The organism is Sulfitobacter sp. (assembly GCF_036961165.1).
GTDB lineage: Bacteria > Pseudomonadota > Alphaproteobacteria > Rhodobacterales > Rhodobacteraceae > Sulfitobacter.
This window is the reverse complement of sequence record NZ_JBALVJ010000083.1, coordinates 1-12,870: the sequence shown is the minus strand read 5'-3', so window position 1 is coordinate 12,870 and position 12,870 is coordinate 1. Positions and strand designations below refer to the sequence as shown.

The 12,870-nt window shown below is 56.7% G+C and carries 9 protein-coding genes and 3 pseudogenes; 2 read left to right on the top strand and 10 right to left on the bottom strand.

The window, feature by feature from the left end; genetic code table 11:
• The first annotated feature begins 173 nt into the window (after positions 1-173).
• Positions 174-881: an SDR family oxidoreductase gene (locus V7730_RS19725; RefSeq protein ID WP_335749287.1), complete on the top strand. Its 708-nt coding sequence runs from the start codon at positions 174-176 to the stop codon at positions 879-881.
• 191 nt (positions 882-1,072) lie between these two features.
• Complete coding sequence (locus V7730_RS19720) at positions 1,073-2,608, top strand: AMP-binding protein (RefSeq protein WP_335749286.1); 1,536 nt, start codon at positions 1,073-1,075, stop codon at positions 2,606-2,608.
• 66 nt (positions 2,609-2,674) lie between these two features.
• Here the strand turns inward: V7730_RS19720 and V7730_RS19715 are convergent, their stop codons facing one another.
• The 10 genes and pseudogenes from V7730_RS19715 to V7730_RS19670 all read right to left on the bottom strand — a co-directional run.
• Complete coding sequence (locus V7730_RS19715; protein WP_335749285.1) at positions 2,675-3,610, bottom strand: aldose epimerase family protein; 936 nt, start codon at positions 3,608-3,610, stop codon at positions 2,675-2,677.
• 43 nt (positions 3,611-3,653) lie between these two features.
• A pseudogene (locus V7730_RS19710) lies at positions 3,654-5,577 on the bottom strand (beta-galactosidase).
• 6 nt (positions 5,578-5,583) lie between these two features.
• Positions 5,584-6,432, bottom strand: a pseudogene (locus V7730_RS19705) (SMP-30/gluconolactonase/LRE family protein).
• Positions 6,432-7,037 (bottom strand): 2-dehydro-3-deoxy-6-phosphogalactonate aldolase, encoded by a 606-nt coding sequence (locus V7730_RS19700; protein WP_335749284.1) that lies wholly within the window; start codon positions 7,035-7,037, stop codon positions 6,432-6,434. The pseudogene V7730_RS19705 and the gene V7730_RS19700 overlap by 1 nt, the downstream one beginning before the upstream one ends.
• Positions 7,034-7,942 carry a 2-dehydro-3-deoxygalactonokinase gene (locus tag V7730_RS19695; RefSeq protein ID WP_335749283.1) on the bottom strand — a complete coding sequence of 303 codons (909 nt, stop codon included), beginning with the start codon at positions 7,940-7,942 and terminating at the stop codon, positions 7,034-7,036. Before V7730_RS19695 ends, V7730_RS19700 begins: the two co-directional genes overlap by 4 nt.
• A gap of 4 nt (positions 7,943-7,946) precedes the next feature.
• A complete protein-coding gene (locus tag V7730_RS19690; RefSeq protein ID WP_335749282.1) occupies positions 7,947-8,717 on the bottom strand; it encodes an SDR family NAD(P)-dependent oxidoreductase in 771 nt (256 codons plus the stop codon).
• A complete protein-coding gene (locus V7730_RS19685) occupies positions 8,717-10,423 on the bottom strand; it encodes an IlvD/Edd family dehydratase (RefSeq protein WP_335749281.1) in 1,707 nt (568 codons plus the stop codon). Before V7730_RS19685 ends, V7730_RS19690 begins: the two co-directional genes overlap by 1 nt.
• 176 nt (positions 10,424-10,599) lie before the next feature.
• A complete protein-coding gene (locus tag V7730_RS19680) occupies positions 10,600-11,760 on the bottom strand; it encodes an alpha-glucosidase/alpha-galactosidase (RefSeq protein ID WP_443070256.1) in 1,161 nt (386 codons plus the stop codon).
• Positions 11,757-12,602, bottom strand: a complete 846-nt coding sequence (locus V7730_RS19675; protein WP_335749280.1) for a carbohydrate ABC transporter permease — start codon at positions 12,600-12,602, stop codon at positions 11,757-11,759. Before V7730_RS19675 ends, V7730_RS19680 begins: the two co-directional genes overlap by 4 nt.
• A gap of 1 nt (position 12,603) precedes the next feature.
• Positions 12,604-12,822 (bottom strand): annotated as a pseudogene (locus V7730_RS19670) (sugar ABC transporter permease); the annotation flags it as partial.
• Between the last annotated feature and the right edge of the window lie 48 nt (positions 12,823-12,870).

Here is a 12,870-nt window from a genome sequence, read left to right as displayed (position 1 = left end):
TCGTCATCTTCATCAAAATCTCCTCAGATATCTTGCCGAGAAAATGCTACTTCCGCATCCCCTCAGTTTCGGGGGGGGATTACCGAGGCAGGCAATACGGCTCTATGTTTCCTACTGCAGGTTTTATCAGCGGTTATATTGCAATAGAGCCGTGGAGCACACAGGAGAAAACTATGGATCTGAAGAACAAACGTGTCATCGTCACTGGCGGCAGCGACGGTATCGGGCGGCATATCTGCTTGAAACTGGCAGAAACCGGCACGCGTCTCGCAATTTTTGGACGTAACGCTGAACGTCTGTCCAAAGTGAAGGCGGAGTGTGTTGCAGCAGGCGCAGTGGAAGTTGTCAGTGTCGCCTGTGATCTTCAAAACCCTCACGAGATTAATGCAGCTGTGTCGAAAGTAACGGCAACTTTTGGCGGGCTGGATATTTTGATCAACAATGCGGGTATCTGGCACAAGACCGGACCGCTTGATACAATCGCGCCAGAGATGCTGCAGGCAACCGTACAAACAAACCTGACGGGGCTGATGCAGTTCACCCAAGCTGCGCTTCCAGCACTGCGGTCAAACGATGAAAGCATCATTCTTAACGTAGTCTCCAAATCTGGCGTGGTCGCGCAGGCTGGTCAGTCGGTCTACACCGCGACGAAATACGGTGTGCGCGGCTTTACAGAAGTTCTCAAGGCGGACGAGGAGAACACAGGCGTGCGCGTCGGAGGTGTTTACCAGTCAGGGACCAACACAAGGATGTTCGAGAAAGCCGGTGAAGACGTGCCAAATCACATTTTTACAGAACCGGATGACTTGGCAGACGTGGTGGTTTTCGTGCTGTCGCGCCCTCCAAAGCTTTGGATTCACGATATCCGTATTGAGCTTTAGGCTGCTTTAAAAGCCATTGAACAAGCTTCTATCGGAAAGTAGTCTTTGAAATACATGAGCTTGCCAGTGGGTGGCTAGACACGAACGATATGCGCAATTGCCGAAACGCATGTGTCGCGTTTGGCGATGATCCTTGGTCATTCAGTAGTGTTTGGTAGGCTGTGTCGTTAATTTCGTTAAGGAGATACGAGATGTCAGAAGCTTTCATCGCTGATGCTGATCAGCAGCTACCGCGTGACGTTTTCAACATGCGATGTGCTAAAGGAGCGAGCGCTCTCATCGCTCTGGGTGCCGGTGCTGACGTGCCTGTTGCCGTCATAATGCGCAACGATGTGACACAGCTTGAAGTGATGCGTGCAGCGGCTCTGGCTGGTACAGTAATCGTGGCCTTGAACTGGCACGGCGCTGCCGATGAGGTGAAGGCGATCTGTGACGACAGTAACGCGAAATTCGTTATCATTCACCGTGATCTGATCGAAGGGTTGAGGCCCGCGTTGAGCGGGCGCACTGTCATTGGAGTGACCCCGGGGGCATCGCTTTGCTCTGCGTATGCCATCGACGCAGATGCCGCTGCTGCGGGGGAGAACTGCCCCGAATGGGCTGCTCTTGTGGACGCGCAACCACCGCTGGCAGAGCGGGAAATGATGCGTCCGCTGATGCGCTACACTTCCGGCTCGACAGGCGCACCGAAAGGTGTCCGCCGCGTGGGGTCCGGTCCGCGCAGGGATTTCGAGCTGGTCCTTTCGCGAGTGGGTACCGAAATGATGCAGCTAAAGCCGGGATCGCGTTTTTTTACGGCCGCCCCGATCTATCACTCTGCCTCTTCGACGCTGACAAGCGCGGCGCTGGTTTCAGAGGGTGTATCAACATTTGTCGCTGCGAAATTCGATCCTGAGCCCTTTCTCGCGACCATTCAGGCGCAGCGCATTACCCATATCTATCTTGTGCCCACAATGATGAGCCGCCTGCTCAAGCTGCCTGAAGAGGTAAAGGCGCGCTACGAATTGTCATCCATCGAATATTGCGTCTCTACAGGATCGCCTTGGCCGCATGATTTGAAAGTAGCGATGATTGATTGGTGGGGGCCGGTATTCTGGGAAAGCTATGGCGCGACCGAGATTGGGTTCATGACCATGGTGTCCTCACAAGAGTCGCTGGCGAAACCGGGAACTGCGGGCCGCATGCAGATGGGTGGCACCTTACTCATCCTCGATTCTGACGGCAATAAGTTGGACGCAGGCGAAGTGGGTGAGATTCATGCCCGAATGGATGCCTTTGGCGGGTTCGACTATTCAAACGATCCCGAAAGCAGGCAGGCAGCGGAAAAGCACGGCCATTTTTCTGTTGGCGATCTTGGCTGGCTCGATGAAGACGGGTTCCTGTTCATCACCGACAGGAAAAAAGACATGATCATTTCGGGTGGGGCGAATATCTTCCCTGCCGAGATTGAGGCTGTTCTGATGCGTGCGCCCTTCATCCGCGACGTGGCGGTTTTTGGCGCGCCAGACCCCGAGTTCGGGGAGCAGATCGTTGCTGCGGTTGAGCCCTCAGAGGGTTGGACACCGAACGCGGATGAGGTGATGGAGTTTCTCGACGGTAAGCTCGCGCGCTTCAAACAGCCGCGCATCATCGATTTTCACGATGCTTTGCCACGTGAAGACAGCGGTAAGATTTTCAAGCCGAGGTTGCGTGGACCTTATTGGGCAGACGCAGGCAGAAAAATTTAGAATTCTTGTCGCTCAGCATCCTCCGCCTCGGCTGTCTGTACAGTTGGGCTAGGGGGCGGCGGTATCCTATAGCTTTCGCAAAACAAATCTGGACCGTTGACGCCGCATCTCTCCGGGGCGCAGCATAGCTGTTGGGAAGTGGGGATGGTTAGGGGCATCAGGCCAAATTTGCGGTTCCAAGGCAATTCCTGCAAAGGCCTGTACCGTACTAGGGTGCGAGATCCCCGAACCAGAATAGACCTGCAATCCCGGCTCTGATGTTTGGATGTTCGGACTAATACCAGAAAACAAAGAGGACAGTTTCGCGACCGTAGCACCTTCGGGTCCTTGGTTGTCGAGGCAATAATTGTGATCGATCGAGGTGATCTCTTTACCCTTAGCCAAGGGGCGAGAGCTTCGGAAATCAAAGGGGGTTCCGTCAACCGCAGCGGTATCGCCGCTAGGGATGCCTTCGTGGTCCACAGTCAAAATGTGATCGGCGGCGACGCTCAGCTGATGGTGGCGGACGTCTGCGCTGCCATCGAGATTGAAATAGAACTGAGGTGCGAAGTTGCACAATGTTACCGCATCTGTTCGGCCCTTATATGTGATGGTGAATGCGTGTCCGTCCGCTATGCTGAAACTCGCGAGTACCGTCAGATTTCCAGGGAAACCCATATGCCCGTCTGGCAGGACATCGCCACAAACGACTTCGTTCTGTGAGGGTTCAAGGACCCGCCAGTTTCGATGCGATGAACCGCCTGATCCACCATGCAGGTGGTGTCTGCCAAGGTAGTTCGGATCAAGAGCGATGTTGTCGCCGTCCAAGCAGGCGCTCGCTCCGCTGATCCTGTTGGCGACGCGCCCAATTGCCGATCCGATATAGTTGGAGTTTTTGAGATAGGGCTCGAAATCAGGATAGCCAAGAGTGAGGCTGTGATCGGTGCCTTGTAGCCGCAAATCCTGCAGCGTCGCGCCGAAGAACAGGAGGTAAGCACTCAATCCGCCGTGCGAGATCTTCACCCGTTGTACTCTGTCCCGTCAGGCGCAGTGCCCCAAAGCTCGATCACGCGCGCCGATCCTGCCTTGTCACCGATATCGGCTCAAGGACCTGTCCTGCCACATCGTGTGCTATGGTATCAAAGTTGAACCAGAAACGTTCAGTTGCGGTGTCGCGGATGCGGACGCCTTCAGGCAGATCGATCACTGTGATGCCCTGCCGCTTACAAATGTCGCGCAATAATATCCGCCAGCCCGTCTGATCCAGCCAAGCGCCGACATATGTCAACGGGCCGTTGCCCACTGCGACTGCTTCATTGCTGTTGGTGGTCAGTAGAATTGTTTCGCTGGTTTCGAGAATTTCGCGATAGCCTTCGATATACCCGCCGTTTTGCAGAGGGATCGACATGTCTGGACGAAGGATTTCGACCCGCGCAACCGTTACATCCAGCTCCGCAAGGTTCGGAGGCAGGGGGGTAGGTATGCTCATGTCGCAGGTGCGCGCGGCAGAGCGTGGGCCGATCAGGACCTCTGCGCCGCTATCGGTGAGCGCTGCCTTCAACGCGTCGGTCATATGCATCACGCCGGGTGCGGCGATCAGATCATAACCTTCAAAACTCTGTCCGTCTGGAGGCAGAATATCTACCGATAAACCAAGCGATCGCATCGCACGATAAAGCCCGAAAACAAGGTCGAAATAGTTCAGCCCCTGTCCGTGTGGCTGAACAGTCCACGCGGCATCGGCGTCATAGTCAAAGATCAGGCCGATGCGGCTTCGTGTCGGTACAACGTCAGGCGCATGCGCGATTTCGCGCGCAACCTGCTGTGCCTCGGCCAATGCGGGGGCGTCTGCGCTGTCAGGGCGCAACAGCCCTGCGTGCATCTGTTCCTGCGCCATCGGAGCCTGCCTCCAGCGGAAGTAACACACGGCTTCGGCACCATGGGCAAACGCTTCCCAGCTCCATAGGCGCACCATGCCGGGCAGGGGGGCTGGGTTGTAGGGTGCCCAGTTCACTGGGCCGGGTTGCTGTTCCATCACCCACCAGCGCCCGCGACCGACAGCGCGGTAAAGATCATGGTGAAATGCCTGAAAATCCGGATCGCCTTGACGGGAAAAGCGACGTTGGCGTCCAGCATCCGCCCCCACGCGATCCTCAAGAAAGCCCAGCGGGTAGCTGTCCCAAGTGGCGATATCCAAATCTGCGCCAACCTTGAAATGGTCAAAGTCAGTGATCCGCCCCATGTAGTTAAGGCTGACCGGCGCGTCCGAATGCGCGCGGATAATGTCAACCTGCAGCCGGTTGAACGCGACCACCTGATCAGAGGCAAAGCGTCGAAAGGCGAGGCTGTGCGCGGGGTTCGGCTCGGTCACCGTCAGGTTGGGCAGATCAATCTGGTCAAAGTCATCATAGTCCATCGACCAGAACACATTACCCCACGCTTCATTCAGCGCGGCAATATTGCCGTCATTCCTCGCGCCAGTGTAGCGCGCGCAACCACTGACGGAACGCCACCTGCGCAGCATCGCTGTAAGAGATCGTGGTGTCGTGGCAGCCGTATTCGTTGTCAGCCTGCCATGCGGCTACATGTAGATTGCGGCCATAGCGTTTGGCCAGCTTTTTCACGATTGTCGCGCAGTCGACCTTATAGCCTTCGTGGCTAAAACAGTAATGTCTGCGGGATCCGAATTTGCGTGGCCGCCCCTCAATATCCACAGCCAGCATATCGGGATGCTTGTCCAGCATCCAACGCGGTGGCGTGGCGGTGGGCGTGCCAAGAACCACTTTCAGACCTGCGCGGCCTAAAACCTCTATGGCGTCATCCAGCCAGCCGAACTGATACTGTCCCGGTTGCGGTTCAAGGCGGGACCAGGCAAATTCGCCGATCCGCACCCACGTCAGGCCAGCCTCTGCCATGCGGCGCGCGTCATCCTCCCAGATTTCGCGCGGCCAATGTTCAGGATAATAGCAGGTGCCAAGGCTACGTTTCATAACGCCTCACAGAATAACTCGGTGTTCGGGTTGCCCCTTGATTTCAAGCTTACACAGATACGTCCGGCCCTGATCCATGGATAGGGTGTCGATGCTTTCGGATGCGCTGGTCGCGAAGAGTGTGGGAAGCCCGTCACCGCCAAAAGCCGGACAAGAAATTCGTTCAGCTGGATAGGTCACAGCAGACATAAACGCCCCATCCGGCGCATAGCGCGCAACACGCGCCGCGCCGCACTGCGCGTTCCACATGCAGCCATCCGCATCCACGACCGAGCCGTCGGGGTTCAACCCTTCTTGCGTCAGGTCGATGAAGACAGCCGGATCGCCACTGGGCCAGCCATCTGCATCAAGCTGCTGGCGCATGATCTGACTCTTCACAGTATCGGTGAAATAGGGGTGGTTCCGATCCGGCGAAAAACAGGTCGAGTTCGTGATTGTGATCCCGTCGAAAAGCTTGGTCACCTTACCTTCATAAAACCGGTAAATTGGGCCTTTCCTTGGCTCTGCCTGTTTGCCCATCGTCCCGATCTAAAAGCCGCCCCAAGGATCGGCTCCTCCGTCGTTGGAGCGGATGAAGGGATCGTCAGACTCCAACGCACACAAAGAACGGCTGGTGCTTGTATTTTGGTTGAACACGAACAGGTCGCTCTCGCTTGCGATCAAAAGCTCGTTGCGGTTGATCCAGCTTGCCGCAGAGACATACCTGTCAAAGCACCACTCAAGCGGTCGACCGTCCTTTTGACTAAGTAGTTTGCTGTTGTTGATATCGAACCAGAAAAGTTGACCGCGTTCAGGGTGCCAAAGCGTTCCCTCACCCAAAGAGCATTGGCGCGGATCAAAAACCTGCCATTCCATCAGCCGAACACGAGGTCATATTCGGCCACGATATGGGTCGCGCGTTCGCGTACGTCTGACGCTGTCAGCCCCGGCTTGTAGAGTGCCGAGCCAATGCCGAAACCATCCGCACCAGCCGCTTTCCAATCGGCAAAATTATCCGGCCCTGCACCGCCCACAGCCAAAACTTCGGTACCTGCGGGCAAAACAGCGCGAATGGCTTTGATGCCTTCGGGACCGATGAGAGATCCAGGAAATATCTTTAGCCCGTCCGCACCCGCGCGCAGGGCGGCAAAACATTCGGTCGGGGTCATCACCCCGGGATAGGACAGCATGCCCACCTGCTTTGTTGCGGCAATAACCTCCGGGTTACAATCTGGCGAAACGATCAGTTCGCCGCCCACGTCCTGAACCCGCTTCACATCGTCAGTTGTCAGGACGGTTCCTGCCCCGATAAGCGCATGTGCGCCAAAGCTTCGCGCCATGTGTCTGATGCTGCTGAAGGGATCGGGCGAATTCAGCGGCACCTCAATCTTGGTTATTCCGCAGTCGATCAGAACTCGAGCCAGTTCCTCGGCCTCTGACGGCTGAATGCCTCGCAAAATGGCGACGATGTTCCGGCTCATAGCGCGTCCTTTTCCAAGGCAGCGTGCGCGGCTTTCAGACCTGCCAATGTCATCTCGTTTCCGCTGATTGCGCGGCTTGGTGTGCCTTGTCGCGTCAAGGTGTCGCCGTATAGTTTGGTGAGCGCGGGGTCGCCGATCAATGCCAGATCCTGACCCAACCAGTAGCCACGCGCGCCAGCCAGTTCCATGCCGATCAAATAGCCGGACAGGCGCGCACGCGCTTCCGCGTGGTCAAGTTCATTTACCAACCCACCTGCTCTAAGGCTGAACAATCGGCTTGCCACCTGTTGCGGAGCTCCCATCGCGTCGCTGACCGCTTCGTGAAATGCTTCGTCCGACCAACCGTCACCACTGACGCTGTGGCGCAGCACTGATTTTGTACCTAGAAGCGAGAAAAGCTCTCCGGTCATGAATGTGCGGAAGCTGACGATCTCTCCGGCGCTGATCTGAACCCATTTGGTGTGGGTCCCGGGCAAACAAATTGTGCCGAAGAATTTGGGGTTTTGGGCCAAAAATCCGGCAATCTGGATTTCCTCACCGCGCATGACATCCGCCGGAGATTTCTGCATCACGCCGGGAAGAATGCGCACATCTAGGCGCGGTTCGTTTGCCTGTACCCGCAATGCGGTGTTGGCATCCGGAGGTGGGCAGGGCGCTTGGGCATAGGCGGCCTCTGCCCAACCTTGCCGCGCACCAACCATACCGCAGCAGATTACTGGCACCCGACCCGTGCCCAGACGGTCGCAGATCAGCCCCAGCAGCGTCGGCTCGAATTCATCAGGCTTGAGCGCGCCCATCCCTCGGTCTGATGACCGCTCTTCAATCAGCGTATCATCGGCACCAAACACCCAAACCCGCACGTTCGACGTGCCCCAGTCAACCGCGATCCATTCCACTAAACTCATCACTCTACCCCGTTGCGACCACGCCGCCATCTACAGCCATCATCTGGCCTGTCATCATGCGACTTGCTTTTGAGGCAAGGAACAAGGTGGCGTCAACAATGTCGGAGGGGGCTAGGTGGGTTTTCAGGCACTGCCGCTCCAGATGCGCTGCTAGCGCTTCGGGCGTGGCCCATTTATCAAGCTGCTTATCGGTCAGTACCCATCCCGGTGCCAAAGTATTCACACGGATGTTGTCCGGCCCGAACTCCCGCGCAAGCGATCGGGTCATGCCCGTGATCCCAGCGTTCGCCGTTGTATAGGATGGATAACCGGTATTCCCCATCATGTAGCTGATGGATGAGAAGTTAATGATGGCCCCACCGCCTGCCTTCTTCATGCCCGCCATCACGGACTGGCAAGCAAAGAAATAGGCTTTGAGGTTGATCGCTTGGGACCAGTCCCAGAAATCCTCGGTGACTTCGACAGTGGTGTGACGTTGGTCATTGGCGGCGTTGTTGACCAGCACCTGCACCGAACCATGCGCCTGCTCTGCCTGATCGATGGCGGCCTTCAGCGCGGAAATTTCGGTGATGTCGCAGGGGATGAACAGCGGGCGTCGGCCATGCTGGGCCTCCATCGCATTGCAAAATGCTACGGAGTCAGAGCGTTGGACAAAGGCAACCTGCGCGCCTTGCGCAAGGAAGCCATCGGTTAGGGCCGCGCCAATGCCCGCGCCGCCGCCGGTGATGAATACGCTCTTTCCTTTGAGGTCATGAAACGTTGCAGTCTGGGTCATCAGTGGCTCTCTCGGGTGACAAGGCGGGTATCTTTGCCGACTAGGAAGTCCAAATCCGCACCCTGATCGGCCTGAAGGACATGATCAACGTACATTTTGGCATAGCCGCGCGTGTAATGCGGGGCGTCAGGCGTCCATTCGGCGCGGCGCTGTGCCAGCTCCTCGTCAGAGACCAGCAGCTCAAGCGCGCCTTCGCTGGCGGAAAAGCGGATGCGGTCGCCGGTTTTGACAAGGCCCAGCTGGCCACCGTCCTGCGCTTCGGGGGACACATGCAAGATAACAGTTCCAAAAGCCGTGCCGGACATACGCGCGTCAGAGATACGTACCATGTCGCGCACCCCTTCTTTCAGCAGCTTCGACGGGATCGGCATATTGCCCACCTCTGCCATGCCGGGATACCCTTTTGGGCCGCAGCCTTTGAGCACCAGAATGCTGTCTTTGGTCACCGGCAGGTCATCGTTGTTGATGGTGGATTTCAGCTCTTCGATGTTCTCGAACACATAGGCTTCGCCCTCATGCTCCAACAGCTCGGGGCTGGCGGCAGAGGGTTTTATAATCGCACCGCGCGGAGCAAGGTTGCCGCGCAGCACCTTTATGCCGGCATTGGGTTTCAGCGGCGCGTCCATGCTCCAGATTACATCGTCATTATAACACTCTGCCCCTTCGGAGTAGACCGAGATATCGCGCCCCAGCACGGTGTTCGCCTTGCGAAGATGACCCGAGAGTTCTTTCAGGATGACAGGCATACCGCCGGCATAGCAGAAATCTTCCATCAGGTACTGGCCAGAAGGCATGCAGTTGACCAGCAGCGGAATATCCGACCCCAGATCGAAATCATCCAGCGTCAGATCAATCCCCACACGGCCTGCAATCGCCAGCAAGTGCACCACTGCGTTGGTTGATCCGCCCACTGCGCCATTGGCGAGAATAGCATTTTCAAAGCTTTCGCGGGTCAGGACATCAGACAGCTTCAGGTCTTCTTCGACCATCTCGACGATACGTTTGCCGGTCATGTGGGCCAAGGCCATGCGGCGTGCGTCTACCGCGGGCAGGGCGGCGTTGGTGGGCAGGCTCATCCCCATCGCTTCAACCAAGGACGCCATAGTCGAGGCCGTGCCCATAGTCATGCAAACCCCTTTGGAGCGGCTCATGCCGGACTCAGCTGCCATGAAGTCCTGTAGGGTCATATCGCCCGCGCGCACATCTTCGGAGAACTTCCAGACGTCGGTACCAGAACCGATATCCTTGCCCTTCCATTTGCCGTTCAGCATCGGGCCAGAGCTGACAACGATGGTTGGCAGGTCAACTGACGCGGCCCCCATCAGTTGGCCGGGCGTTGTCTTGTCACAGCCGCCCAGCAGGACAACACCGTCGATACCATAAGCGCGGATCGACTCCTCTACGTCCATGGCCAACAAATTGCGGAACAGCATCGCGGTTGGCTTCATCTGGGTTTCGCCCAAACTCATCACCGGAAACTCGACTGGAAATCCGCCCGCTTCCCAGACGCCGCGCTTTACGCCTTCGGCCAGATCGCGCAAGCCGCTGTTGCACGGGGTCAACTCGGACCAAGTGTTGCAAATGCCGATAATGGGGCGGCCTTCAAACAGGTGATCGGGAAACCCCTGGTTCTTCATCCAGCTGCGGTGGATGAAGCCGTCTGTATCCAGCTTTCCGTACCAATTCGAGGACCGCCGTTTGCTCATGCTGCTTTCCTTTGACGCGCCCATTCAGGGATCCAGTCGCAATGCGCGACCAAGAGATCATCAACCATTTTGCGGATCTGGCGCAGATCCAGCTCGGCCGCAGTATGCGGGTCCATCATTGCCGCGTGATAGAGGTGTTCCGGGTTCTCATCAACGAGCGCCCGAACGGTAAGTTCCTACACATTAATCTGGCTGCGCATCAAGGCAACCAGTTGCGGCGGGATGTCTGTCACGACCGAAGGCTGAACCCCGTTGGCATCCACTAGACAAGGCGTCTCTACCGCAGCACCCATTGGCAATTGCGGGATCTGGCCGGTGTTGGCCAGATTGCCGTGCATGACATAAGGCGTGTCAGTCACCATCGCGTTCATGATCTCGGCCGCGAATTCGTGGCTTTTTTCCACTGGGATGGACGTCTGACCGTCCAGCTCAGCGGCTTGGCGCGCCCAATCCTCGCGTTGCTCAATGCAGCGCTTGGGGTATTCATCCAGCGGGATGCCGAAAGTATCAATCAGATCATCGCGACCTTCCTTGATCAACCACGGCACGTATTCGGCCAAACGCTCCGAGCTTTCGGTGCAGAAATAGCCAAGCTGGTCCATTACTTCGTAGCGCACCTTGTTGGGGCAGCGTGGCATGAGCAGAGGCGCTTTGGGCAAGCGCCCGGCCGCATAACCGTCGCGCAAGCGCGGATAAAGCGAGCCTTTGTCGTCTTCGAGTTTGAGGAAAAACGCCACGTGGTTCACGCCTGCTACGCGGTAGCGGATATCGCGTTGGTCAATATCCAGATCATGAGCCAACTCTTGAATCGTGTTTTGTACCGAATGGCACAGCCCGACCTGCCGCAAGTTAGAGAACCGCTCTGCCAATGCCCAAGTGTTGATGGCCATCGGATTGACGTATTGCAGCATGACCGCATTCGGGCACAGCTCTGCCATATCGGCGGCAACCGACCACAGATGCGGCACAGTCCGCAGACCGCGCATGATGCCACCAATGCCCAGCGTGTCGGCAATGGTCTGTTGCAGGCCGTAGCGTTTGGGGATGTCGAAATCGGTAACAGTGCAAGGCTCGTACCCACCGATTTGGAACGCGGTGACGACAAAGTCGGCCCCGTTCAGTGCGGCACGGCGGTTGAGATGCGTGGTCACGGTCGCACCGGTACCCATCACTGCGATCATTTTGCGCGCAACAGTAGCGCTTTCGTTGAGGCGCTGTTCGTTGATATCCATCAGGGCGATTTCAGCGTCGCGCAGGGATTCAAAGTGGAGCATATCGCCAACGATATTCTTCATGAAGATGGTCGATCCAGCCCCGATAAAGGTCAGCTTGGTCATTTAACGGCTCCTAGTGTCAAACCGGCTATGAAGTGTTTTTGCATAAGAAAGAACATTGCCACGGGTGGCAAAGCGGCGATAATCGAACCCGCAGACATCAGATGATACATCGCGCGGTATTGGGCGTTGAAGCTGGTGATCCCCGCAGTCACAGGCTGCGCAGCCTCGCCTTGGGTCAGGACAGCAGCCCAGAAATAGTCGTTCCAGATAAACGTGAAGACCAGCACCGCCAAAGCCGCCAACGCGGGCTTCATCAGTGGCAGCACAACGAACCAGAAAATGCGCCATTCTGCGACACCTTCCACCCGCGCGGCCTCGATCAGCTCAACCGGCAGCGCCTTGATGAAATTGCGCATGAACAGCGTGCAGAATCCGGTCTGAAAGGCGATATGAAACAGGACGAGCCCCGTCTTGGTATTGTACAGCCCCATGTCCAGCGTCAGGTCGCGTACTGGCACCATGAGGATTTGGAACGGCACAAAATTCCCTGCAATAAAGAGGAAGAACAAAAACAGATTGCCTTTGAACCTATAGACGCCAAGGGCGAAGCCCGCCATCGCCGACAGGGCAACGGCCCCGATCACCGTCGGGATCGTGATCAGAAATGAATTCAGGATGTAGCGTGGCATGGACGAGTTGAAGACCTGACCGTAGTTGCTGATCATCTCCCACGAAGAAGGCCAACCCCAGTAGTTGCCAGCGGTAAAATCCGCTGCCGGTCGCACCGAGAAAAGCGCAACCGCAATTAGAGGTGCCAGCCACAGCAGTAGCACGGCGGGCAGCATAGCCTGATATGAGACCTGTACGGCGCGGGAGGATTTTTCGATGGGTGAGGGGAACATCTCAGTGGTCTCCTCTTTCGTCTTGATACATGCGCCACAGGAAATAGCTGATGAAGATTAGCATGATGAAGAACAGGATTACCGCGATCGCCGCGCCATAGCCCATCTTGAAGCCGTACTCTGACAATGATTTTTCGAACATGTAAAAGCTAAGGACGCGTGTTGATCCGAACGGCCCGCCGTTGGTCATGATCGAGATCAGACCGAACGACCGCAATGCGCGGTGATTTCAACGGGTCGACGCAACACTTTAATCTTTAGCCAAAGA